Annotated in this window: 19 protein-coding genes; 2 read left to right on the top strand and 17 right to left on the bottom strand. The window is 34.8% G+C overall.

Going from position 1 to position 25,586, the window contains the following annotated elements; genetic code table 11:
• Positions 1–22: 22 nt before the first annotated feature.
• The 9 genes from Q0787_RS12140 to uvrA form a co-directional block, all read right to left on the bottom strand.
• On the bottom strand, positions 23–286 hold the full coding sequence (locus Q0787_RS12140; protein ID WP_298902991.1) for a DUF202 domain-containing protein: 264 nt from the start codon (positions 284–286) through the stop codon (positions 23–25).
• Positions 286–663, bottom strand: coding sequence for a DoxX family protein (locus Q0787_RS12135; protein ID WP_298902989.1), 378 nt, complete (start codon positions 661–663; stop codon positions 286–288). The genes Q0787_RS12140 and Q0787_RS12135 overlap by 1 nt, the downstream gene beginning before the upstream one ends.
• Before the next feature lie 16 nt (positions 664–679).
• Positions 680–2,284 (bottom strand): class I SAM-dependent methyltransferase, encoded by a 1,605-nt coding sequence (locus Q0787_RS12130; RefSeq protein WP_298902988.1) that lies wholly within the window; start codon positions 2,282–2,284, stop codon positions 680–682.
• A 131-nt stretch (positions 2,285–2,415) separates the two neighbouring features.
• Complete coding sequence (locus tag Q0787_RS12125) at positions 2,416–3,591, bottom strand: cytochrome c peroxidase (protein ID WP_298902987.1); 1,176 nt, start codon at positions 3,589–3,591, stop codon at positions 2,416–2,418.
• Positions 3,592–3,661: 70 nt separating this feature from the next.
• The gene (locus Q0787_RS12120) at positions 3,662–6,073 is read right to left on the bottom strand and encodes a thiamine pyrophosphate-dependent enzyme (protein WP_298902986.1); all 2,412 of its coding nucleotides are present in this window, start codon (positions 6,071–6,073) and stop codon (positions 3,662–3,664) included.
• A gap of 184 nt (positions 6,074–6,257) precedes the next feature.
• Positions 6,258–9,095, bottom strand: a complete 2,838-nt coding sequence (locus Q0787_RS12115) for a metalloprotease (protein ID WP_298902984.1) — start codon at positions 9,093–9,095, stop codon at positions 6,258–6,260.
• Positions 9,092–10,360 (bottom strand): T9SS type A sorting domain-containing protein, encoded by a 1,269-nt coding sequence (locus tag Q0787_RS12110; RefSeq protein ID WP_298902982.1) that lies wholly within the window; start codon positions 10,358–10,360, stop codon positions 9,092–9,094. Before Q0787_RS12110 ends, Q0787_RS12115 begins: the two co-directional genes overlap by 4 nt.
• Positions 10,361–10,392: 32 nt before the next feature.
• Complete coding sequence (locus Q0787_RS12105) at positions 10,393–11,082, bottom strand: TIGR00730 family Rossman fold protein (protein WP_298902980.1); 690 nt, start codon at positions 11,080–11,082, stop codon at positions 10,393–10,395.
• 40 nt (positions 11,083–11,122) lie between these two features.
• On the bottom strand, positions 11,123–13,954 hold the full coding sequence (gene uvrA, locus Q0787_RS12100) for an excinuclease ABC subunit UvrA (RefSeq protein WP_298902979.1): 2,832 nt from the start codon (positions 13,952–13,954) through the stop codon (positions 11,123–11,125).
• A gap of 183 nt (positions 13,955–14,137) precedes the next feature.
• Here uvrA and Q0787_RS12095 point away from each other — a divergent pair, with 183 nt between their 5' ends.
• On the top strand, positions 14,138–15,496 hold the full coding sequence (locus Q0787_RS12095) for a hypothetical protein (RefSeq protein ID WP_298902977.1): 1,359 nt from the start codon (positions 14,138–14,140) through the stop codon (positions 15,494–15,496).
• Positions 15,497–15,505: 9 nt separating this feature from the next.
• Here the strand turns inward: Q0787_RS12095 and Q0787_RS12090 are convergent, their stop codons facing one another.
• The gene (locus Q0787_RS12090; RefSeq protein WP_298902975.1) at positions 15,506–16,924 is read right to left on the bottom strand and encodes an alpha/beta fold hydrolase; all 1,419 of its coding nucleotides are present in this window, start codon (positions 16,922–16,924) and stop codon (positions 15,506–15,508) included.
• 128 nt (positions 16,925–17,052) lie between these two features.
• Here Q0787_RS12090 and Q0787_RS12085 point away from each other — a divergent pair, with 128 nt between their 5' ends.
• The gene (locus Q0787_RS12085; RefSeq protein ID WP_298902973.1) at positions 17,053–17,580 is read left to right on the top strand and encodes a hypothetical protein; all 528 of its coding nucleotides are present in this window, start codon (positions 17,053–17,055) and stop codon (positions 17,578–17,580) included.
• Between the two features lies 1 nt (position 17,581).
• Here Q0787_RS12085 and Q0787_RS12080 read toward each other — a convergent pair whose 3' ends face one another.
• The 7 genes from Q0787_RS12080 to Q0787_RS12050 all read right to left on the bottom strand — a co-directional run bounded on the left by Q0787_RS12080 (position 17,582) and on the right by Q0787_RS12050 (position 25,575).
• The gene (locus tag Q0787_RS12080) at positions 17,582–17,959 is read right to left on the bottom strand and encodes a hypothetical protein (RefSeq protein WP_298902972.1); all 378 of its coding nucleotides are present in this window, start codon (positions 17,957–17,959) and stop codon (positions 17,582–17,584) included.
• A gap of 2 nt (positions 17,960–17,961) precedes the next feature.
• Complete coding sequence (locus Q0787_RS12075) at positions 17,962–19,254, bottom strand: hypothetical protein (RefSeq protein WP_298902970.1); 1,293 nt, start codon at positions 19,252–19,254, stop codon at positions 17,962–17,964.
• Positions 19,255–19,334: 80 nt separating this feature from the next.
• A complete protein-coding gene (locus Q0787_RS12070) occupies positions 19,335–20,237 on the bottom strand; it encodes a hypothetical protein (RefSeq protein WP_298902968.1) in 903 nt (300 codons plus the stop codon).
• A gap of 1 nt (position 20,238) precedes the next feature.
• Entirely contained in the window at positions 20,239–23,493 is a 3,255-nt protein-coding gene (locus tag Q0787_RS12065; RefSeq protein WP_298902967.1) for a S41 family peptidase, read from the bottom strand.
• Positions 23,494–23,587: 94 nt separating this feature from the next.
• A complete protein-coding gene (locus tag Q0787_RS12060) occupies positions 23,588–24,139 on the bottom strand; it encodes a GNAT family N-acetyltransferase (RefSeq protein ID WP_298903090.1) in 552 nt (183 codons plus the stop codon).
• Between the two features lie 38 nt (positions 24,140–24,177).
• Positions 24,178–24,588: a 5-fold beta-flower protein gene (locus tag Q0787_RS12055; RefSeq protein ID WP_298902965.1), complete on the bottom strand. Its 411-nt coding sequence runs from the start codon at positions 24,586–24,588 to the stop codon at positions 24,178–24,180.
• Positions 24,589–24,654: 66 nt separating this feature from the next.
• Positions 24,655–25,575 carry an alpha/beta fold hydrolase gene (locus tag Q0787_RS12050; RefSeq protein WP_298902964.1) on the bottom strand — a complete coding sequence of 307 codons (921 nt, stop codon included), beginning with the start codon at positions 25,573–25,575 and terminating at the stop codon, positions 24,655–24,657.
• Positions 25,576–25,586 lie beyond the last annotated feature (11 nt).

Raw genomic sequence — 25,586 nt, 5'->3', positions numbered from 1 at the left:
AATGAGTTTTTTACAAAATCTATTATAAGTTATAATGCTTTCTAATAGTTCTTCTAACCTTAAATAATCTATAGATTCCTATGAACAATAGAATGGCAGACACAATTATTAATATAACGCCATACGACCTTAAGTCTGAAAAAAACTTAAGTTTTAGAATAGTAACTCCGGTTCCCAAAAAAACGAGGAATGTTCTAAAGTAGGCAAGAAAAGTACGTTCGTTGGCGAGTTTGGTACGTTCTATAGCTAACCAATCGCGCGTGACAAGTGTTTTGTTTTCTTCCATTATTTTCTTAATCCGTCTAAAGCGTGTTTACCAGAACCTGCTAAAAATAAAACCAGAAATGCTACCATGTAAAGTATAGCAAGTTCTTTAGTTGCTAAATCATCTTTACCATGAACGATAAAGGCGGCTATCAGCATGGTTAGCGCAGCTGGTATGGCTGCCAATTTTGTTTTATAACCTACAATAATTAGAATAGGCGCAATAACTTCACCAATAAGACATAAAATTAAGGATATTGTAGATCCCAAATGTAATGGATCTGGAAAACCAGAGGGATCAGAGAGCATTTTCAATTTTGGAATACCATGAGTTAGCATAAATCCACCAAAACCTAGTCTTAACAATAGTAAAGCTAAATCTGTATAATTTTTTTTCATAGTTATAATGGTTTGGTTAATTACCTTTTAATAGATTGACACTTACAGTAGCCAGTTCATTGTTTGGGAATTTTGAAGCATAATTTTCATCAGGATATAAACCAGCCTCTTTAGCAACTCGATTGAATACATCAACTTCAAGAATATATTGGTCGCTATAACCATGCGTTGCATCATATGCTGTTGCTGCAGTTTTTCCAATATGACTTGCTACAAGATCAGGTTTTACTGTATGTAATTCAATCATTAATAAACCGAAACGTTCCACATAAGGTTTCCATTTATTGAGATGCTCTAATAACGAATCTTCAACCAAGTTATTAGGTATTCTTTGGCCTGAAGTAGCATAGGCTCCTGTTGAATTGCTTACACGACTTGTTGAATGTTTTGGTGCTTCCCAAATACGATTATGATCCAAGAATGTCCTAACATTAAGTAAGTCTCTAAGTTCAATGTTATAATCTTCTTTTAAATCTTTAGCTAATATATCAGGTCTTCCAATATCGCCCCAAATTACCTTTGCCCAGATATCGGCTTTTATCAAGTTAGCACGAGTTACTTTTAAAGCGGCCTGATTAAAATCTGCACCAACTAAAAGTAATGGGTGCTCATCCAGCATTTTTCCTCTTAATGTTTGATATTCTATAACATCAAATATATGCTGAATAAATGCTCCATTGCCACAGCCCATATCCAAAATACCCTTCGGTTGTTCATCAATTGGTTTATTAAAAAGTTTAATAATGACGCTATCAATAACTTTAAAATAGGTAGAGTGTGCTCCGCCGCTTCCCCAAACATTCATTTCGCGATGAACGTGTTTTTCGGTATCATCTGGAGATTCGGTTTTCAAGATGTTTGCATTTCCGAAGATAAGATCATCCAAATGGATAAATGTTGGTAAATATGAAACAGTAACACCATAAGCACTAGCTCGTTTTGCAAAGAATAAACCTTCGTCTGTAAATTGGTAGGTGTTCTTTTTTTTATTGAACCATCCTAAGTGCGCAAAAAAATCGAGTATTTTTTTAAAACTTTCGGGGTCTTTATGGTATTCTTCGGCAGTAAATGATGCTTCCATAAAATATTTATGAAATAGTCCATTAACACCTAAGAGTACAATAATTGGACCTACAATGCAGCCTTCAATGTGCTTTAAAATTTGATGTTCTACTGAAGTTTCACTGGGACTATTAATTCCGAATTGACGCTCGAACGACTGAAATACTTTTTCTAAGGCGCTAAAGGCATCTGGTCCTATACGTTCTTCCGGGAATCTAACAGAGTAGTGAAGTAAATTAACGGCCTCTTCATATAATGGAACATATTTAAAAGCCTGTTCACTTAGATCGTTTGTTTCAAAAAAGACTTCATTTTTTTCAATGCTTAAATGTTGTGTTAACCAACCTTGTGAGGCTAAAATCCGTAGAGCCACGTTTAGATATCCTTCGTTCGCATTAAATGCTGATGTGAGCGTGCTAAGTTGCACTTTTTTATGTTGAATGATATAATCTAGAACACCTTTTTTATTGAGTGCAAATGCCGAAGTTGCAGTTGCAATACCATCAAGATGTCTGAAAATTGTACCTCTTAGTTGTTCTTTATTTTGTTTTGAAAGCATAGGTTAGTCTCTTTCGTATAAATATAAAAAATCCATTACGAGTGCAATGAATTTTAAACATGTTTTTCCTAGAGTTTCAAACTGTTTTTAGGACCATAATAGAATTTAAGGACTCAGAGGCTCTATTAGCATCAATCATTAAACGGATTACTCCATTTGTTGTTAGTGTAAATGTCACTACCTGCCAATGTTTGAATGAATGCAATTACGGCATCACGTTCATCTTGAGTTAAGTTCAGTTGTTGGCCTATTCCGTTAGGTCTTAATCTAGGATCTAGGTTGTTATTTCCTGCCAAATTAATGTTATCGTAATGATTAAGAACAGTAACTAGGTTACTACTTACTCCAATATGCATAAATTGTCCGTTTGCTGTGCCGTTAGATTTTACCACATCTCTCAAACTAGGAGAACGTGTTACTAATACATCTGCACCAGAATTATCGGCAGAACCAATTACGCCATTGTTAAGTGAGTTTGGGTCAATGCTAAACTCTGGAGCTTGGTGGCATCCTGCACAACCAATACCGCCATCAATTCTTTGGCTTTGATTATTAAAAACTGGAGCTTGCATAAACAACTGTTTACCTAAATTTTCTTGTTGCGTGTAATTGGGAAATGGAGTTCCATTATTATTAACCAAAGATCTGCCTTCATCAAACCTGCTATCAAATGATTGAATACTTCGAATGAATTGTGCTAGAGCCAGTTGGATTTTATCTTCTGATATTGTCGTATCACCAAAGGCCAAATTGAATAGGGCAGGGTAGTAATTGGTGCTTTCTAGTCTGCTAATAAGATCACCAAAATTTAAGTCTCCATTTTCACCACTAAAACCCATTTCTACATGATCTTGAATTGGCATTGTTGATTGCACTTCTAAAGTTTCTGCGCGCTCATCCCAAAAGAATCGGGTTTCATCCGAAAATCGGGCATTTACCAAACGCATAGAATGCCTTCCTGTGACCCCATTTACACCATTACTCACTTGTAGATTATCACTAAATGCAAATTCTTGTTTATGGCAACTAGCACAAGAGACTGTATTATTTGAAGATAGTTGTTTATCATAAAATAATACGCGACCTAGAGTTGCAGCTTCATCTGTAATATTAGAACCGAACGTGGTATTGTCTTTTGTGATATAAGACGGAATAACTTGGTTGCTGTAGTTTGGTAAATTTTCAAAATCTATGGATAAGATATCCGAAAAATTTAAAACGTCGTTTTCTGTAATGGATACCAAATTATCATCATTGCTACATGACAATAGGCATAAGCAAATTATAAGTAGGAGTACTGTTCGCATAAATTAGTTTTGATATTAGACCTTTTTTAGATGAAAAGGTTTAATCAAGACTCTAATTTATTACCCTATATTATCGCAATTCAGGAAAATCAGTTGGATTTACTTCATGCATCACTCCATAAACGGCTTCAAAAATATCTTCTGCTGAAGGTTTTGAGAAATAGTCCCCATCAGTACCATATGCAGGACGATGTGATTGTGCTGCTAATGTTTTTGGTTGACTATCTAAATATTGAAAAGCATTTTGAGTATTTACGATTTCGTTCAAGATATAGGCAGAAGCTCCTCCAGGAACGTCCTCGTCGATGACCATTAAACGATTTGTTTTAGCAACGCTTTTTACAATGTCGTGATTAATATCAAATGGCAACAATGATTGTATATCAATAACTTCGGCGTCTATACCAACTTCCAATAGTTCTTTTGCAGTTTGCTCAACAATTCTTAGGGTAGAACCATACGATACTAATGTAATATCTGTTCCTTCTTTAATCGTTTCTACTACACCAATTGGCGTTTTGAATTCACCTATGTTAGATGGCATTTTTTCTTTTAAACGGTACCCATTCAAACACTCGATGATTAGTGCTGGTTCGTCACATCCTAAAAGCGTGTTATAAAAACCTGCAGCTTTTGTCATGTTTCGTGGTACTAGGACATGAATTCCTCTAACCAGGTTAATAATACCTCCCAATTGAGAACCAGAATGCCAAATTCCTTCTAATCTATGGCCTCGAGTTCTAACAATTAGCGGTGCTTTTTGTTTTCCTTTTGTTCTATATTGTAAAGTTGCTAAGTCATCACTCATAATCTGGAGAGCGTACAGAATATAGTCTAGATATTGAATTTCGGCAATTGGTCTTAATCCTCTCATAGCCATTCCTATACCTTGTCCAAGTATGGTGGCTTCTCTAATTCCAGCATCTGCCACTCGCAATTCGCCATATTTCTCTTGTAAACCTTCAAGACCCTGATTAACATCACCAATATTTCCAGAATCTTCTCCAAAGATTAAGGCTTCAGGATAAGTATTGAAAATGGCATCGAAATTATCTCTCAAGATTAAGCGCGCATCAACTAACTCTGAATCGTCCGAATAGGTTGGTTCGATTTCCGAAGCATTTAAAACAGATTTTTTGGATTCACTATATAAGTGTGAACTATATTTTGGTTGTACAGTTTCGATATAAGCATTGATCCAATTTTGAAGCGCCACTTTTTCAGTAGATGTTTCACCAACAAGATAACGTAATGTTTTTCTAGCTGCAGAAAGAATGTCTTTTCTACCTGGCTCGCTTATGTCCTTTAAATCGTTTATGATTTTTGAAATAAACACTTTGTTAGCACTAGACTCTGCAACAGAAGTAATTAATGTAATCGCTTGTGATTGTTCATCTAAAATTGGTTCAAGATAAGCATTCCAAGCGGCTTTTTTTCCATCTCTAACTTGTTTCTTAATGGTTTTATCTAAGGCGTCTAATTCGTCTTCAGTTGCAATATTGTTGCTTATCATCCACTGGCGCATTTGAACGATACAATCGTATTGCCTTTCCCATTCTAAGCGTTCTTTGCTTTTATAACGTTCGTGAGATCCTGATGTTGAATGGCCTTGAGGTTGAGTGAGTTCTACTACATGAATCATGACTGGTACATGTTCTTCTCGAGCAATTTTCTCGGCTTGTTGGTAGGTGTCGATTAAAGCAGAATAGTCCCAGCCGTTTACTTTGAGAATTTCATAACCTTTATTGTCTTTATCTCTTTGAAGACCTTTTAAAATTTCTGAGATATTTTCTTTAGTTGTTTGATGTTTAGCATGAACAGAAATACCATATTCATCATCCCAAATGCTAATCACCATTGGTACCTGTAAAACGCCGGCTGCATTAATTGTTTCAAAAAACAATCCTTCGCTAGTACTTGCATTACCAATAGTTCCCCATGCTATTTCATTTCCTTCTTTTGAAAATTTTGTAGTGTCAATACCATCTACGTTTCTATAAATTTTTGAAGCTTGTGCTAAACCTAAGAGTCTTGGCATTTGACCAGCAGTTGGAGAGATATCTGCGCTCGAATTTTTTTGCTCAGTTAAATTTTTCCATTCACCATTGTCATCAAGACTATGAGTTCCAAAGTGACCTCCCATTTGTCGTCCCGCACTCATTGGATCGGCTTCAATAGAAGTATGCGCGTATAACCCTGCAAAAAATTGTTGGATATTAAGTTTGTCTATAGCCATCATAAAGGTTTGATCGCGATAGTATCCCGAACGAAAATCCCCATTTTTAAATACTTTGGCCCATGCTAATTGCGGTATTTCTTTACCATCTCCGAAGATTCCAAATTTTGCCTTACCCGTAAGTACTTCACGACGACCTAACAAACTACATTCTCTACTTGTAGTTGCGATTTTATAATCGTTTAAGACTTCATCTTTGAAGTCTTCAAAAGTCATATCGGTAGTAGCTTTCGTTTTTGTAGACATAGTTGTGAATTATTTTTGCGAGATGCGTGTTTTCTTCTGAAGACAGCATTGCAAATTTAGCTATTTTTTGCTTATGTTACAACATTGGATATTGTTATATTATTAAAGATTTGTCAAAAAAATGATGCTTTTTTTATAATATTTTTAAAAAAGCTCAAAAAAAGACATTCTAGCTAAGAATATGTTAATACCATTTTCTTCTAAAAAGACCCAATAAAGCTTGAGGGTCTACTGTAAATTTGATTCTAATTTTCTGATCGTAATTAGGTTGTCCAATTTCCCAACCTAAATTAGAATAGATAGGAAAGTATAATTCAAAATAATCGGTAACGAGGTCTAGTTTGATTCCGGAGTCATATACGAAAGCAGGACTAACGCCTTTGTTTTTAACCAAACCAACATCACCATAGGCTTCTATATATTTCCAAATGGTTGTACTTACATTAGCAGTAGTCATCCATTGATTGGCAAAAGGCGTTTCTAATTTAGATTTAAAACCACCTTCTGCAATAATAATTTGCTGACTGAAAATTCCAGAGGCTTCAGACCTACCTAAATAATTATAATCAAAGAGATAATCTGTTGGTCTGTCTAGAGCAAAGCTAAAATAGTCTGAGTTCGTATCGGTTCTGTTGTATAAAAATGTTCCTGCAAATAACCGTACGTTAAATTGCCTATTTGACTCTGATAACTTCCTGTATTCGTAATTTAGAGATACCTTTCCAAATTTCTTTGCAAACTGAACGTCGTAGTACCATTTGTTGAAATTTACCAGTCCTGGATTTGAGCTAATGTATCTTATATTAAATACACTATAATCAGGTTCTAATAGATCATCAATGATAGCATTCTCACCAACGTCTCGAGAAATGCTGAGGTATCTTAAATTTAAAAATTTTGATTTATCAGACCTAAAATCGTTGTTATCCCTAAAGAATAAGGTTAAACTAGGCGTTAAAATCGTTACAAACGAATCTTCGGCAAAAGAGTTGTATTTGGCAAATATGCCATAAGTAATATTATATAAGTCTGTATCTTCTAAAAAGTGAGTGTAAAAAATATTACTACTACCAGTTATCGATTTTGATTTTGTAGCATAAACAGGAGATATTTTATAATTCAATTTTTTTCTGAGTACCGTTTTGTTGTAAAATTTGGCACCTAATGTTAGTCCGTCATAAATATTCCTAAACTCTACTTGAGGCATGATAAAGACTTGGTTGTAATTTGGGTCTTCTACGTCTTTGATAAGCCTAAACTGAAAAGGTTTGTTGTTAAAAAAGAAACCTTTTAATGATTTGTAATTATCTCTTAAATTAAACTCGGGAATTGTATTATCATAGTTGAGAACCAACTTGTTAGTGCTATCTCGAGGAATGGTTAAGGTTTTTAGGCCGCCAACATTTTCAATCCAGGATTTAGAAAGGACAGAATCATTATTCAGTGCGAATAAAGATATAGGCATTGTGTTTTTTCTCTTATTTTTAATAGTAAGTGTTATAGAATCTTGGGTCTTTTCGACATCTTTTATTTTAAAATCAATTTTTGTTCTTGAGTCAACATAATCTTTAAAAAACCAATTGATATCTTTTGGAGTTTTAGATGTGATGAGGTTTTGGAAATATTCTGAATTCGTAATTTTTAACTGATTGGTCTTTAAATATTCTGAAATACTTTGTTCCATGATATCCTCGTTAATGAAATCATCTAAATAGCGTAAACCAATACCCGCTTTATATTTTCCAGCAATGTTGGCGTTAAATTTCAATAAGGAGTCTTTGGATGTCGTAAGTGGTTGGTCACGATTAGTTCTGGCCATTTGCATAAAAAATAGTTTGAACTGGTCGTTATAATCCAAATCAGAGGCATGGAAAGAACGTATGCCCCAAATGTTTGCTAATGTTCCCAACAATTTTGTGTCAGGATAGTACGTTTCGACATATTTCATCAAGAAATAAATTTGAATACCATCACGCAGCCAATAATCCTTTCTTGGGTTTATTAATAAGGTATTCTCTAAATAATTATTTAAAGCAGTTTTTAAAAGTTTTAGTTCATACTGAAAGTTATCTGGAAAAGGTCTGATAAAATCTGGAAGCTGATTTAATCCGTATAATGGATCTTTTTTGTAATCCCCTTTGGTTATTAATAAACGTTCATGCGGATACTTTCCTAAATGTTCCGTAATAAAACGTGTAACCTTATCTGTAATCAATGCCTTTTCTTCGGAAGGGACACCTTCATTAGATAAATTAGAGAAAATAGTGAAATCATCAGTTTGTACAAATTTGAAATCTGAAAACTTTGTTAGTATCAACTGGGTATTTACTCTATTTTTTCCGTAGAGATAAAACGTTTGATAATCTTTAGTTTGTTTAATATCAATAGTGTTGAGTTCGGAAATGAGTTGATAGTTCAAAGGGAACTCAATTTGAAACGTTAAATCTGCAGCAGGAATATATAAATCGTCAAGGTTTTTGTTGCTATAGTATTGCCATTGCCCATCGTAAACAGCCGGAGTGATGTACCAATATTTAAGGTTAAAGTCTTTTTCTGGAGTAATACCGTAACCTGTAAAACTATCATCGGGTAAGACAACATTATAACTCAGGGTAATATCATACGATTGATTAGGTAGTATAGGGGTTTTAAGGTTTACCTTTAAAATATCTGGATGTGCTTTAAGTGATGAAAATGTTAAGGTTTGATTGGCGTTATCTTCTAATTTAGTAATTAGTGTAAAGCCACGTTGTTCACTTTTTGCAAAATGAAATTTATCATTAAATTCTTCGGTAAAACGTTTGGCTAAAGGTGTTGTTTTGGTTGAATAAGCATTATTCCAATTGTTTAAATAAATAGATCTTAACGTATCATTGCTTTCATTGTGATATACAATACGCTGATCAATTTTTATGGTTTTAGTGTATACATCTATAGCAGCCTTCAGGTCGATTTTGTTTTGACCAGTAGCAAGCGTACTCCATAAAAGAAGACCAATAAATAAAACCCGATTTAGTTTCAATGCGCGACTATAAATTTTAAAGGTTCAAACTGAAATTTAGAGCTTGTTATATAATATATGCCAGCAGCAAGCTGCGAAGCGTCTATTTGTATTAACGTATTATCTACGTTAATGGTTTTTACGGCCTGTCCTAAGCTATTAAATATCGATAATGATATTTGTTGCTGCAAGCTCCCTTTGATTTTAAGTTTTAGAGTTTCATCAACAACGTTTGTGCCAACAATAGAGATGGTATCTTCAACCAAATTATCACTAACACTTAGCGATTGATTGGTTTGGAGTTCTAATGTAACGGGAAGATGATCACTAAAATTGTATAAGGCATCTCTAATGTTAAATGAAAAGTCTGTGCCAGAACAATCAGAAGAGTTAATTTCTTGGTTATAGCATGTTGGATTTTCATTGTTTCCATAAACATCATAAGTCCCATCTACATATGATAATTCTGGGTTGCTGCTCATTATTGAAGAGGTCATTATAAAATCAAATCGATCATCAAAACCACCAGTAGAACCGCCTAAGCCTGTTTGAGTTCTTGTAGACTGTGTCATAACATCAATATAATTAGAGTTATTATGCCAACTCCCAATGCGATTTGCAGGGTCAATAAATTTTATAGTATTATTATTGGCTGTATCAATAATCTCTTGAAATGCAGGCTCTGAACTGGTATATACATTAAAATCTCCAGCTAACACAACATTACTATTTGCTGGAAATGAATTGAGATAAGCTGTCAAATCATTTACCATTTGCAAACGTAAATTTTGATTATCAACACCTTGAGAGGCCTTTAAGTGGCACACGATAACATCTAATATGACAGGGTTAGAACCTTGATTTATCGAGTTAAGTTTTAGCCTATAATGGTTGAAATCTCTAAAAATAGTAGTAACTGCATTCTGACTTTCCAAAATGAATTTTGAGCTATCGTAATAAAGCAACTGTTGTAAGTCATTTTGATTACTTCCAGTGTCGTCTGAGGTATTAAGTTCAAAAGTTGCACTTTGGTAATCTGAATTTATAAATTGCAATGAACTTAAAATAGTGTTCGCTCCGTTTAAATTATTCAATTCACAAACCATAAATATGTCGGGCCTATAATCGTCGAGTACCAATTCTAGGTATTGTAAACGATTAGGAACTGCATTTCCAAGCGGAAAATTTAATACGTTATAAAACATAAGTTTAAAGTTTTCCTGCGCATTAAGTGATTGAAACATTAAGGCACACGAAAAAACAGTAAGACATAATTTCTTAATCATAGCGGTAATCTTGAAATTTTGTAGTTGTCTATTTAGAAATTAGGACTCAGGCCATACTCTTTATAGAATTTATCGAGTATGCTAATCACTTCATCTCCTGTATCTACAACATGAATTAAATCTAAATCTTTAGCACTAATATTATTATGTGCCTCAAGTAAGGTTTGTTTAACCCAATCCATTAAGCCGTTCCAAAACTCGGTACCGACAAGGATAATTGGGAATTTTTCAATTTTATTTGTTTGAATTAAGGTAATCGCTTCAAAAAGTTCATCAAGTGTTCCAAAGCCTCCTGGCATAACAACAAAACCTTGTGAGTATTTAACAAACATTACTTTTCTCACAAAGAAATAATCAAAATCTAAACTCTTATCATTATCAATGTATGGATTGTCATGTTGTTCAAAAGGTAATTCTATGTTTAACCCAACCGACGTTCCGCCAGCAATATGAGCCCCTTTGTTACCAGCTTCCATGATACCTGGTCCACCACCAGTAATAACACCATAGCCATGTTCTACTATTTTTGAGGCAACTTCTTCTGCTAATTTATAATACTTATGATCTGGCTTTGTTCTAGCCGAACCAAAAATAGAGACACATGGTCCAATTTTACTAAGTTTTTCGTAACCATTTACGAATTCACCCATGATTTTAAAAATTGCCCAAGAGTCATTTGTTTTAATCTCATTCCAACCTTTGTGATGTTGTTCTTTTCTCATATATATACTTTGTCTTTATTTTTAAACTTAAGTCAACCTGCTAATTTAGTTCTTTTTTAAGAAACTTCGCAGTGTAACTCTTTTTATCTTTTATAATTTCTTCGGGTGTTCCTTTAGCGACTACATTTCCACCGCCTTGACCACCTTCATAACCAATATCAATAATATGATCTGCCATTTTAATGACGTCTAGATTGTGTTCAATAATTAAAATCGTATTGCCCTTATCTACCAATTTATTGAGCACAAGCATTAAAACGCGTATATCTTCAAAATGCAAACCTGTTGTTGGTTCGTCGAGTATGTAAAAGGTATTACCTGTGTCACGTTTGCTTAATTCTGTAGCTAATTTAATACGTTGCGCTTCTCCACCAGAAAGTGTTGTGCTTTGTTGACCAAGTGTAATGTAACCTAATCCGACGTCTTTTATCGTTTTGAGTTTTTTATAAATTTTCGGAATGTGTTCAAAAAAATCTACAGCCTCGGAAATGGTCATATTCAAAACATCACTTATTGATTTTCCCTTATAGCGAATTTCTAAGGTTTCTCTGTTAAAACGTTTTCCTTGACATGTCTCGCATTCAACATAGACATCTGGAAGGAAATTCATTTCGATAACGCGTAGTCCACCACCTTGGCAGGTTTCACAACGACCTCCTTTAACATTAAAGCTGAAACGTCCTGGTTTATAACCACGTATCATGGCTTCAGGGATTTTGGCAAATAAACTTCGTATTTCACTAAATGTTCCTGTGTAAGTAGCAGGATTACTGCGAGGTGTACGACCAATAGGAGATTGGTTGATATCTATAACCTTATCACAATGTTCCAATCCTTTAATGCTCTTATAAGGCATAGGTTTTCTAACACCATTAAAATAATAGGCGTTCATAATAGGGTAGAGGGTCTCATTAATAAGTGTTGATTTGCCACTTCCTGAAACTCCAGTAACTCCAATCATTTTTCCTAAAGGAAATTTCACCGAAACGTTTTTAAGATTATTTCCTGTGCAACCTTTTAGCTCTATAGTTTTACCATTGCCTTTTCGACGTTTCTTAGGAACAGGAATCTCTTTCGTTCCGTTAAGGTAATCTGCTGTTAAGGTGTTATGTGTTAATAATTCCTTCGGGCCACCAATACTTATAATTTCACCACCATATTTTCCTGCTTTAGGTCCAATATCAATGACATAATCTGCGCGTTCTATCATATCCTTGTCATGTTCAACAACGATGACTGAGTTTCCAATATCTCTAAGTGCTACCAGTGAATTGATGAGTTTTTCATTATCGCGTTGGTGTAATCCAATACTAGGCTCATCCAAAATATAAAGCACACCTACCAATTGTGACCCAATTTGGGTTGCTAATCTAATACGCTGAGCTTCACCACCAGATAACGATTTTGAACTTCTATTAAGTGATAAATAGTTTAAACCAACGTCTAATAAAAATTGCAATCGCGCTTTAATTTCTTTAATTATTTCTTCTGCAATCTTGAATTGTTTATCCGTTAAATTTTCATGTATGGTATTAAACCAATCTGCTAAATCAACAATATCTTTATGCGCTAATTCGGCAATATTTAAATTGTTAACTTTAAAATATAAGGATTCTTTTCTCAAACGTGACCCCTCGCAAGTTGGACATTTTACCTTGTCCATATAATCTTTTGCCCAACGTTTTAAAGACGTTGTTTCGGCATTTTTATATTGACTTTCGATAAAATTGGCAACACCTTCAAAATCTATTTTGTATTCACGAGTAACGCCCAAGGTTTTACTTTCAACTGAGAATTTATCGTTGCCACCATACAAAATCATTTGTTTGGCTTCTTCAGGAATGTCTTTAAAGGCATCACTTAGATTAAAATTGAAGCGTTGAGCGATGGTTTCGAACTGTTTAAATATCCAGCTGTTTTTTTGTGGTCCATGCGGAGCTAAAGCACCTGCTTTAATAGATATGGCCTCGTCTGGTACAATTTTATTCTCATTAACTTGGTACAAAGTACCTATACCATTACAGGTGGCACATGCGCCCTTTGGAGAGTTAAAAGAGAAATTATTTGGCTCCGGATTCGGGTAAGAAACACCAGAGGACGGACACATTAAATTTCTACTAAAATAGCGCGTTTCATTAGTGTCATGGTCAAGAACCATAAGCACATCATCACCATGATACATGGCTGTGTTTATTGTTTCGGTAAGGCGCTTGTCATTGTCGTCAGTATCATCAATTTTTAGACGATCAATAACAATTTCGATATCGTGTGTTTTGTAACGATCTAGTTTCATTCCTTTAACAAGATCCCGAATTTCGCCATCTGTTCTAACCTTGACAAACCCTTGCTTTGCAATCTGTTCGAAAAGTTCACGATAATGACCTTTACGAGAACGCACAATAGGAGATAATACGTTAATGCGTTTTCCTTTGTAACTATCTTTAATAAGTTCCTTGATTTGTTCGTCACTATAACTCACCATTTTTTCTCCAGTATTGTAGCTATAGGCATCGCTAGCTCTAGCATAGAGCAAACGCAGGAAATCGTAAATTTCGGTGATGGTTCCCACAGTAGAACGTGGAGATTTACTTGTTGTTTTTTGCTCAATGGCAATAACAGGTGAAAGGCCGTCAATCTTATCAACATCTGGACGTTCTAACCCTCCTAAAAACTGACGTGCATAAGCTGAGAAGGTTTCAATATAACGACGTTGACCTTCGGCATAAATAGTATCAAATGCGAGCGATGATTTTCCACTACCAGATAGACCAGTAATCACGACCAATTGCTCACGAGGAATTGTAACATCAATGTTTTTTAGGTTATGTACTCTGGCTCCTTTTACCTCAATAGCGTCGTCAAACTTGGTCATAAATGATATTGAAATTGTTTGTTTAAATAGCAAAGTTGCAAAGGTACTGATTTTAGGCTTAAAAAGTAAGCCTGAGTCATTTAGGGTTTTGTTAAAAGTTTGTTCTAAATTTTAGACACTTTATGGTTAAAAATTTGTGCTTTTTATTACCTTGGTTTCTGTAATTTTCAATAGAAAACTAGTATGGGATTATTCGATTTTTTCAATAAAAAAAACAGCAAAAACACACCAAATAACAAGACAGAACATACTTCTGAAAATGAATTATTTAAACCGTTAGAACCTTATTATGCTTATTTGATGTGTTATACAGGAATGCAACAGCAGGGTAATTATGCTCCAATTTCAGCATATGAAAAGCCTAATGGAGAGCTTGTTGGTTTCTTATATGTTTTTGATGAGAGTGGTGCTTATTCACTTAATTCGGACGTTGTTGTAGAACTCATGAAAGAACGTTTTGAAAAAGAATTAGCGACAGGTCAAATTAAATCGTATGCTATTTTATATCACTCTGAGTTTGATTCAGAAAATAAAAGTCATGATGTGGCACTTCAAGACAACGAATTTAAATCTATTTCAATTGCCTATGGTTTTAGTCATCTTGAAAAAGGGCATATTGCTATGCCTTACACTTTTGATGAAGAGGGCATCAATTATCACGGACTATTTGGATATTCTCACGAAGAAAATAATGCGGTTTTTAAAACACAACTCGAAGAGAAGGATTATTTCCAGGATAGAGTTACTATGGAAATCCCAGCGGTTACTAATGATATCGGACTTACAATAACTAAATCTAATGCACATGGTTTAAATAATACTTGGAGCGGAATTTTTGGTTTTGACAGGTTTAATAATAAAGACGGAAGTCAAATACTAAAAGAGTATTTTGCCTTGGCGATGGTTGGAGTAGACGATGATGAGAACTCTGGGATTGTGACATCTAATGTGAGTTTTGATGATGTGGATTTTAAAGGCGTATTAAAAGCAGGAGATCCTATAACACTAATGCCTGTGATTAAAACACAATACGTTGTTGATGTTGAACATCGTGATATTCAAGAATGGGAAAATGTCGACAATTTAGAAGCTATTGTTTCGGGTAAGGCAAGAGATACCTTTGGGATTTGGTATTATGCAACCGATTATGCTGAACATAGAAGTAGGTATCTTACCGAGAAAAACTTGGATATTCATATTAGCGGTATTGCATTCGTATTAGATATTCATACTAATGATAAGTCTGGTGAAGTGTCATATAGTGATGAGTTTACAGGATATTTTCCTAGTAAAGACATCCCAAATTTTGGGTGCTTTGATTTTATAGGAGACGTTGAAGATTTTAGAGAGACCAGTCTATTAGATGATCATAGTTTAAAAGCTTATATCATGACTGTTAGGCTAATCACCAATGACGAGATTAAAGACTTTTTTACTATTGATATGTACGTTACTCCAGAAAACATGAGATTCGAAACCTTAACAAAAGGAATGAAAGTCACAGGAATGTTTCAGATGCAAGGATGTATTTCAGATTCTTAAATAATTTATCTAGTTAAATACAATTGGTTGTGACGATTTTGTACAAGAATCGTCTACCTTTTGCATAGGATTGTTTAGGAACGTTCGAGCCATTTGAAAGAAGCAACTATTCATAGGACAGTGGCCATCTGATGGGAAAACGACATGGCTAGAATTTTTTAATGATTTAGCGGCTTTATCGGCGTTTGAAGGCGGTGTTATTGGGTCCCACGCTCCACTTATCAGAAATGTTGGAATATCTGAAACCACAGGAAGCATTTTGGTATTTGAATTTCGTTTTGAAGGCCAAAGTTCTAAAACCTCTGGGTCTGAAGCAAAAAGGCTAATACCATTGGCTAGACTTGGATGTTTCTTTTCGTCTTTAGCAATGAATTTTTGATTTTTAAACGCCCCTTCGTCTTTTACATTTACAGACCAATATGTCGCAACATTGATAACGCCTAAACGTGATGCAAAGGCTTGAACTGACCTGATAATTGATGAGGTGTCATTGGTTTTAAATGCTGTAATAAATGATGGGACTTGCCCAATTGTTTGTCTGTCATACAACAGTTGTTGGGTAAGTAACAAGAAATCTTGTTTATTCAAAATAAGTTCGTCCCCATTAATCATAAACGATTGTCCTTTGTCGTCTAATTGCTTACAAACAGTTTCAAATGTTTCTTTTAAATTTGGGTATTTGCTGGCACAATTGCTATCATTTGCACAAGTATCAAAGAGTTTTTGTAGCGACCTATTTAAATTGGTATATATGTACTGGTAGAGTCTTATTTCAGGAGGAAACAGGCCAGACAGAATAGATGATCTGATACTTTTAGGATATAACTCCATGTATTTTAATCCTAACCGCGTTCCGTATGAACCGCCAAATAAATTAACTTGCTTATAGCCTAAATGCTGTCTTAAAGCCTCTAAATCTTTTGCGCTTTGAGTTGTGCCAAACGCCATTTTGAAGTTTGGATCCTTTAGAGATTTCATGCAGTCCGAACTCACGCTTAGCAGAGTTTCATCTTCTTTGTCTAAACTGATATCAGCAGACATAACTTCTAAAAAGGTCGCACTTAAGTTAGGGCAAATTTCATCTGAAAACCCAATACCACGTTGATCGTACATAATAAAGTCGCGATCAGGATCAAGTGCTAATCCGCTGAAAACGTTTGCATACGGTAAAACACTACCACCTGGACCACCTTGAATAAAAACTAAAGGATCGTCTTTACGGTTTTCAGATGTTGATGCAATAACGATATAAGCTATTTTTGTCGTCCCATCCTTTTTGTTGTCCCAATTATTAGGAACATCAACATAGCCACAGCGATCATGATTTACGTTAATTTGTTGCTCGAAAGAACAGACGTGTTGCTCTTGAGATTGACAGTTAAAAATAATAAGGCCAAATACAGAAAAGAAGAGATGTTTTAATTTCATTTGAGATAGAATTTCAATTAGTAAAGGTCATAAGTAGATTTTAGAGACAACCTTATAAAATTAGTAAATCTTATGCTTTATTAGTATCATTGTTATACAAAAATTAACAGGAAAAAATTAGAATACAAATGCAATTATTAGGAATAGGATCAAGAATCAACCATAATGAGTACGGAAAAGGAGTTGTAACCAATGTGACATCAAAACACTACTGGGTAACCTTTATTGATAACGGATTAGAGACTATTGATATCGACAGTGATTTTGAGGTGATAGAGTTGTGCGAAGATGATGTGGATACGATTAGTTTTGCTGAAGTAGAAAGTAGTCTTGTTCATATATTAAAACGTTGGAGTGATGTTTCTGAGGTGGTACCTATAGCAGATAAATGGAGAGGAGGAAAGCTCGTAATGGAACCAGGAGATACAAGTTTGCAAGGAAAGGAACTGCCTATCAATCAGTTTTTTCATAAGATTACTATGGTTCGTGATCGCTTACGTGTTATGGAACAAAAAATTAACTCTAGTAAAAATCTAGATGAGCAAGAAAAGATTGACTTGCAACAATATATTACTCGTAGTTATGGGAGTTTAACCACATTTAATGTTTTGTTTAAACTGAAATCGCAACAGTTTGTAGGGCAGAAAAGTAAATGATTTAGATCTTACTTTTTTTAAAATACGCCTTTCTAATCAAAATAATATAAATAATACATGGTATCAGTAAACAGATAATTACTGAGGACGTTATGTAATTACTTCCTATGCCATCAAAACGCCTCAGAAAATTTGCGGAGACTTCGAATAGTGTATTGGAGAATTCTTGAAAATCTTTAGTGAAGATTAGAACAACTGTTGTAATTAAAGCGAAGCCTATTTTAAAATAATGCTTCTCTCTTATTTTATCTATAAGGAACGCCCAAGAAAATGGGATAACAATAAACCAAACTATGATGTTAATCTCTTTATAACTAAAGCCTGTTAATCGAGATAGAAACATGAGAAATCTATAGGTAAGATCAAAGATTTCTTTCATTCTTAATTTATTAAATGAATTGGTTCAATATTAGCAGGTGGTGGCGGTGGTGCCGGAAAATCGGTGATGAAATATTTACGAAAATCTATAAACAATGACAACGAATCGTTTTGCTCTTTATTAATTTGATTAAATGTTTTAAGCAAATTAATAAGTACAGACTTTGTTTGCGTTATTGGAGTTAAAGAGTCTTGGCTAATTTGCACAACTACAACATTCTTACTCATAGAGAATTTAGGGTCTTTGCCTTTATTGGTGGCTTGAATATGGAGATACTTATATAGGCTATCTAGAGGTTTATCATTAATTGCCGCATGTCTTAAGGTCTCATTTTTAATTTGAAGAATATTTCTGTATTTGTGGCATATAACTACGTTACAGTTATAATTAGCCATTACTTTAAAGTTGTAGGCCTCATTTTTAAAATTAAGTATGGTTTCTTTTTCGTTTTTACAGTTCGCTGAAAGACGGTCAATAAGTCCATTGAAATTGTCTAAAGAATCCAAGCTGACGTCTAATTTTGATGTTTCTTCTTCAATAAAGTTTTTATAAGGATAATAATAAGTTGTTTTGACTTCAGGAGTTGTTTTAATATCATCAATTTCTAGACCTATAACTAATAGTTTATGAAACGTAGGAAGTTGGGCTTCAGTTTGTGTTGTTGTCCAATTAGACCACGACGCTTTGAGTCCGTTAATAGGTAAAATGTCTACCCACATTTGATAACTTTTAGGTTTTCCGTTATCGTCAAAATGCCATAAATAAGAATCTCCTGGTGTAGAACCTCCATTAGTATAAGTCACTAAAAGTGCATCTTTACCGTTATTTGTTTTTATCAATCTACGCTCTACACCTTCGTCAAACACTTTGTAAGGCGCTACCAGCCAGAATGTATCATTATTAAATAAATCTTCGGCTTTGTGAATAAACTCATGTAGATCCTCACCATAATAAGGTTCTTCAGAAACAAAAACTTCAGAATTATCATGATTGGCTAAATCTAGATTCACCTTTATATTTTTCCAATACACTTCGCATCTGTTTTCAGTTTTATACCATTTGAAATGATGACGCTTTTTAAAAGTAAACTCTATATAATCTGTAGCTTGGTAAGCCTCGTAATTAAGTGCGTTAAGCATTCTAACGGCAAGTTGATCTGCAGCTTTTCCTTGCGCGCCTGTTGGCAAATCTTCATCATATTTCAGATACATAAAAGCAAAGAATAGGAGTGTAGGTAATGTAAAGAAAATGATAACACCTCCAATAATTTTAAAGATTTTTTTAGGTTTAGGCACTTTGAAATTGTTTTTACAAATGTATTGAATAATGAATCTTAATTCTAATTAGGTTTTGAATACAAATTCAGGTTAACACCTCAATCTAATTTTTCTTTAATCCCTTTGGCCAACATCATAGCTGATGGTTTATGGCGTCTAAACCACAGTTCGGGTTCTATAAGTTCTAACTCTGAAAGCGCAATACGTCCTTGATTATCCTCAAAGATATCAACACGAGCATAAATAGGTTGTTCTAAACACGCTCTCACACAAGCCTCTGCAAAGGCAATTTCTTCTGAAGAAGCGGTATAATCTTCAATACTGCCACCAAAATCGTCTTGTACTCTAAAGTCTCCATCTTTTGCTTTTTTCAAGATGGCATGTGTAAATGTGCCATTAAAAACCATCATAGAGACTTCTCCTTTAGATACAATGTTGTATTGAAAAGGTTGTAACATCATAGCCTCGTTTTTAATGAGTTCTTGAAAGAGGCTTTCATGCTCGGCTAAGTTAGCCCGATTTAACTTGTAAGTATGTCTAGCTGCACCAGAAACACAAGGCTTTAGAACAGTTTCTTTCCAGTTAAGAATATCGTGAAGTTGGGTCAAGGAGACTTGAGCACCTTGCTCTATAAAATGACTTTCGGCAATATGGATACCGTTATTTTGTAGATCGAGCAAGTAATGTTTATCAATGTTCCAACGGATAATCGCTTCCGAATTTAAAAGTGTTGTTTGTTTTGTAACCTTTTCTAGCCATACTGAAAACTCATCAAAACGGTCAAAATAATCCCAAGTTGTACGAAATAGGACTGCCTTAGTTGTAGACCAGTCAAAAAACATATCATCCCAAGCAAGACGTAAGGTTTTTAAGCCAAGTTGCTCTAGGGCATGATACACCAAACGGTCTTCATAGTAGACATTATGTTTGTAAGTGTCGGTTTTAGAATCGTTAAGGTAGCGATTATCTGTTAGGATAACCACATCATATAATGTATTCAAATTAGTTATCGTTTTTATATCCTTTAGGACGTTTAGACCTTATAGGAGCCTTAGGTTCTGGCATTAATTCAAATTCGTTGTTTTTTAGTAATCTCATGGCCTCCTGAACGGCACGTTCTAATTGTGGGTCTTTGCCTTGAAGAACTAATTTAGGGTCTTGAATAACTTCAATATCAGGAGCAATTCCTTCACCTTCAACAGCCCAGTTTCCATTGATATCATAAAAGCCACCACGAGGAGCAACCATACGACCTCCGTCAATAAAACGTGGTGTGTCCCAAGTTCCTACGAGACCACCCCAAGTTCGAGTACCAACTAGCGGACCAATATTTGCCATTTTGAACATATAAGGTAAGAGGTCACCACCAGACCCTGCACGTTCATTAATAATCATCACTTTTGGACCCCAAATTCCTGCCATTGGAGTTGTCCATGGTCTATTACTTTCGGTTTTACTATTGAAATATCCAAAAAGTTGACGATTCATAATATCTATCATATAATCTGCTGCCGATCCACCACCATTATTACGCTCATCAATTATGGCTCCTTTTTTATCTTGCTGTGAGAAGTAATAACGGTTAAACGATGTAAAACCTCCACCGCCAGTATTAGGCACATAGACATATGCCAATTTTCCGTTTGAAAGCTCATCTACTTTACGACGGTTGTTTTCAACCCAATCTACATATCTTAAATTTCGTTCGCTTCTAACAGGTTTAATAAGATAAGTTTGAGCGCCATCCATAGAAGGTTTACTGTTAATAGTGATATTAATTTCGCGACCAGCCGTTTGTTCTAATAGCTGATACGGATTTACAGTTGCAGATGTTTTAACTCCATTAATTTCGAGAATATAATCACCTTCATTGATATTTATACCAGGTTGAGCTAAAGGACCTTGAGTTCCAGGGTTCCAACGTTCACCAGAATAGATTTTTGTAATTTGATAGTTGTCATTTACAGCCTTAATATCTGCACCTAATAAACCAACAGGAACTACAGCCACATTTGGCAAATCTCCACCAGATACATAAGAATGCCCAACGGCCACCTCACCACTCATAATATCTACAACATAATTTAAATCAGTTCTATGTCTAACGTGTTCTATCCATGGCGCATACCATTTATAGACATCATCCCATGGTGCGCCATGGACATTATCTACATAAAGAAAATCTCGCATAAAGCGCCATCCCTCTTTAAATATTTGCTTGTATTCATCTTTTGGATTGACCTTTATTTTTAGGTTTGTATCTATTTTGTCTTTTGAAAAATTAGGTTTGCCTTTAGTACCAGAAATGGTCCATTGTCCAGCTTTATTAAGTAGTATTGAATTTCGATCTTCGGAAACTACCAATTGCTGGATACCATCGGCAAAATCATTGGCTTTGTCTTTTTCAGTATCAAAACTGTGAATTTTGACACCATTGCCACCATCTATGGCTTCGGCAACAAAAACGAATCCTTTAGGTGCTTTTGCCAAAGCTACATAGTTTCCGTTAGGAAGATTAAGGGCTACTGCTCGATCAAACAGGCCGATGGTGTCTATAGTAACAGAAACTCCTGAGTTAGCACTGTCTTTTTTATTCTCATTAGATTCATCATCTGTATTATCGTCCTTTTTAGTAACAGTTTCTTCGTCTGTTTTAATATGGTTTGGCGCTTTATCTGAAGCACTTAAAACAACTGCATATAAACTACGTGTCGTTTCTGGATCGTAAGAACTCATATCTAACCATCCGGTCGCTAGCCCATAATTTGTGCTTGCAAGAGTATATAGGTACTTTCCAGAAGCATCCCAAACAGGGCTGATAGCATCTGCAATTGGATCGGTAATTGGAATGACTTTTTTAGTGTCTATGTTGTAGGCGTAAATAGATTTGAAATTACTTTCATTTTGTTTCGCATAGGCAATCCATTTACTATCAGGTGACCAAACGGGGTTCATAGATCGGTTAGGATGAGCATAACCTTCAGTATCTGCTTTTACAACTTTTTTTGATTCTAAGTTGATCACCCAGATGTTGAAATCGGTGTCAGTGTAAGCAATATATTTACCATCTGGAGACCAGTCTGGTTGGAAATAAAATGTGCTATTTGGGAGTTTTATAACGGATTGGTTTTGACCATCTTGATCTGCAATTGTCATTTGGTATTCTCCAGTTTTATCTGAGAACCATACAATTTTATCACCTTTCGGCGACCAAATAGGAGCGCGATCTGCTACTCCAGACGAATTGGTTAAGTTGCGCCATGTTCCATTTTCTTTAGGGATTGTAAAAATATCACCTCTATGTTCAAAAACAGCTCGTTTCCCATTAGGGGAGATATTAGGGTTAGACAATTGTCTGCCAGTTACATTTTCCCATCTTGGACGAGAGAAATTTAAATCGGCTTTTACATCGATGTTAAGGGTTTTGGTATTTCCTGATACAGGGTCTAGTAAGTGTAATCTACCACCTTGCTCATAAACAATTTTATCTGCACTTGCATCGAGGCTCTTAACATCAAACTTTTTATGAAACGTTAATTGTTTTTCAGTTTTAGTTGCAGGATCGAAAGACCATATATTGCTAGTATAATCACGCTCAGATAAATAATACACCATATTGTTTATCCAAACAGGGTATAAGTGACGTTCTTTATCTAATTGAGGCGTTGTAGTAAGTTCTTTTGTTTTTAGGTTAACAATCCAAATGGGCATGGCTTGACCACCACGATAGTTCCGCCATTCCGGATCCCATGATGTTATTGGCGTATAAGCAATGTGTTTACCATCTGGAGCTATTTCTCCAAAAGCTGCTCTAGGAATATCGACCGCTTTTGGAAGTCCGCCTTTAGTAGAAACAGTAAAAAACTTATTAGTTTGAGTAGGACGGCCTTCACGACTCGATCGAAATAGAACCTCTCCATCTGGTGTCCAACCTTCAACAAAATCGCCAGCAGAATGATAGGTAAGACGTTTAGGTTCCCCGCCTTCGCTTGGGATTATAAATACATCAAAATTCCCATCATATTGAGCAGAAAAAGCAACCCACTTTCCATCATTTGAAAAATGCGGGCTCAATTCATAGCCATCATCACTAGTGAGTCTAATGGCTGTGCCACCATTTACAGATGCTTTCCAAAGATCGTTGGCATAAATGAAGACAACGTCGTCATTGTGTAAGGTTGGTTGACGTAATAACTTGGTTTGGGCAGATGCAGTAATAGTGCATACACCTAGAAAGGTGAGTAGTAATCGTTTCATGTTGTGGTTGATTTTAAGATGTTAACTTAAGCACCTAAAGATACGAAAATGAGAAGAGGGTTAGGGAGTGGAAGTGTTAAAAAAGACGAGTGTATTATGTATGTATCTCATTTTTTAATGCAAGTCTAAATCCGAAAACAGCCAAATCGGCCTGCATAAAATCCAAATCATGAGCTCTTTTAAAGCCTAAGTTTTCGTACATTTTCCAAGCTAATTTCATGGCGTTTGTTGTATGAATTATCATGGTTTGGCTATTGCTACGTTTTGCTTTGTCAATGCAGTAGAGGGTTAGTGCTTTTCCTAATCCTAAGCCTCTAGATTTTGGGTCTACACCTAACAATCGGAATCCACAGGCATTTTTTTCTTGTGTAGCCGTGCCTCCAGAGCCATAATCTTTCATATCATGATAATAAACTACTGCACCTCCAATGTCATGCTGCTTAGACACAGCAACTAATAATTCTATATTAGGGTTTTTAGTTAATTCTCCAACCTTTCTAAGCATATCGTAATAATGAGGCTGTTCCTTAATTTTTGGAAAGCCATTTAGTTGAGAATATACCGTGACCAGAAGTTTTCCAACTCTCGCAAATTCTTCTTTTTTTGCATTTCTAATTTTATAATTGAAATTATATTCAGGAACCATGTTTTCCAAGAATTAACGCTTTAGTTCATTATTATACTCTAATCGAAACTGAAAAAGAAAAAGAGTACTGCCGCCCATTCTTTTTTTACACCTTTTGCATATCCAATAGTAGAATAACTGCTATTTTGAACAGTCCCGTCGTCTTTGATGTAGCCAATTGTAGAATAACTGTTGTTCTGAACTGTCCCATCCTTTTTTACATAGCCTACTGCAGAATAACTATTGTTTTGAATGGTTCCATTACTTTTAATATAGCCAATGGTAGCATAACTACTATTTTGGATTGTCCCATTTTTTTTAATGTAGCCTATGGTTGAATAACTACTATTTTGGATTGTGCCATCACTTTTTATATACCCAGTTGTGCCGTAACTACTGTTTTGAATTGTTTGAGCCTCAAGTGTGCTACATGTAAATATTAAAAAAGATAAAATAAATATGGTTTTCATTGTTTTAAAAGATCGTGTTATGTATGTCTATGTGATTTAGAACCAAGTTAATAAAAAAGGAAAGATTTAAGGGCTTTTGCTAGACTTTTGTAATTGTTTTGAATTCATGACTAGGAAATTTTTAATAGCTTGCTTATAAGAATTTCCTCCTTTTTGACTCAAATCAAAATGACCACCATTTTTTACGGCAATAAACTTTTTGTTGGTCGATTTTAAATTTTCAAATAATAATTTTCCATATTCAAATTTTATGTTTTCATCATGGTCTCCATGTGCAATTAACATGGGCTGTTCAATATGTTTGACCGATGATATTGGCGACACTTGATCTGGCTTAAACTGTCCGAGTTCACCTGCTTCATTTAAGGCAATGTTGCATAAAAAACTTAAACCAATACCATATGTCTTTGCTTTTTGATAATCATAAACAATATCATTAAGAGTTGTGAATGTACTTTCTACGATTCCAAATTCAATACGAGAATCATGTTCAAGAGCTTGAATGGCAATGGCGCCACCCATTGAATTTCCCCATATACCAATTGGAATTGAGTCATTTTTGTTTTTTATGTAGTTAACAATACTTGAAATATCTTCTTTTTCCTTATACCCATAAGTACAAAATTGACCTTCGCTTTTTCCATGAGCTCTGCTATCCATTATTATGGATTCTATACCTATTTCAGTGAGGTTTTTTGATAGATCTAAAAAGTGCTCTTTACAACCTCCAATGCCATGTACGAAGATCACTATTGATTTTGGTGGTATAGAGTCTGTTTTTATCCAATACCCTTTAAGTTTGATCGAATCCTTTGTTAATATATCCAATTCTGAATAATTTAATTTTAAATCAGAAGGAGTGATGTCTAAAGAGACTTTAGGTGGTTGAATAATGGCATATGGTAAAACATACTTTGAAATTAAGACACTCCCTATTCCAAGAATGATAAGTACAATTAATAATGTATATATAATTTTTTTCTTCATTTTTATGAATA

It is taken from the genome of uncultured Psychroserpens sp., assembly GCF_947492715.1.
In the GTDB taxonomy this organism is placed as follows: domain Bacteria; phylum Bacteroidota; class Bacteroidia; order Flavobacteriales; family Flavobacteriaceae; genus Psychroserpens.
Note: the sequence above shows the minus strand (reverse complement) of the source record. Positions and strands in the feature narration are given on the sequence as shown.

Coding starts and splice junctions, on each gene's coding strand:
- Q0787_RS12140 (WP_298902991.1), bottom strand. CDS start 286: ATGGAAGAAAACAAAACACTTGTCACGCGCGATTGGTTAGCTATAGAA.
- Q0787_RS12135 (WP_298902989.1), bottom strand. CDS start 663: ATGAAAAAAAATTATACAGATTTAGCTTTACTATTGTTAAGACTAGGT.
- Q0787_RS12130 (WP_298902988.1), bottom strand. CDS start 2,284: ATGCTTTCAAAACAAAATAAAGAACAACTAAGAGGTACAATTTTCAGA.
- Q0787_RS12125 (WP_298902987.1), bottom strand. CDS start 3,591: ATGCGAACAGTACTCCTACTTATAATTTGCTTATGCCTATTGTCATGT.
- Q0787_RS12120 (WP_298902986.1), bottom strand. CDS start 6,073: ATGTCTACAAAAACGAAAGCTACTACCGATATGACTTTTGAAGACTTC.
- Q0787_RS12110 (WP_298902982.1), bottom strand. CDS start 10,360: ATGATTAAGAAATTATGTCTTACTGTTTTTTCGTGTGCCTTAATGTTT.
- Q0787_RS12105 (WP_298902980.1), bottom strand. CDS start 11,082: ATGAGAAAAGAACAACATCACAAAGGTTGGAATGAGATTAAAACAAAT.
- uvrA (WP_298902979.1), bottom strand. CDS start 13,954: ATGACCAAGTTTGACGACGCTATTGAGGTAAAAGGAGCCAGAGTACAT.
- Q0787_RS12095 (WP_298902977.1), top strand. CDS start 14,138: ATGGGATTATTCGATTTTTTCAATAAAAAAAACAGCAAAAACACACCA.
- Q0787_RS12090 (WP_298902975.1), bottom strand. CDS start 16,924: ATGAAATTAAAACATCTCTTCTTTTCTGTATTTGGCCTTATTATTTTT.
- Q0787_RS12085 (WP_298902973.1), top strand. CDS start 17,053: ATGCAATTATTAGGAATAGGATCAAGAATCAACCATAATGAGTACGGA.
- Q0787_RS12080 (WP_298902972.1), bottom strand. CDS start 17,959: ATGAAAGAAATCTTTGATCTTACCTATAGATTTCTCATGTTTCTATCT.
- Q0787_RS12065 (WP_298902967.1), bottom strand. CDS start 23,493: ATGAAACGATTACTACTCACCTTTCTAGGTGTATGCACTATTACTGCA.
- Q0787_RS12060 (WP_298903090.1), bottom strand. CDS start 24,139: ATGGTTCCTGAATATAATTTCAATTATAAAATTAGAAATGCAAAAAAA.
- Q0787_RS12055 (WP_298902965.1), bottom strand. CDS start 24,588: ATGAAAACCATATTTATTTTATCTTTTTTAATATTTACATGTAGCACA.
- Q0787_RS12050 (WP_298902964.1), bottom strand. CDS start 25,575: ATGAAGAAAAAAATTATATATACATTATTAATTGTACTTATCATTCTT.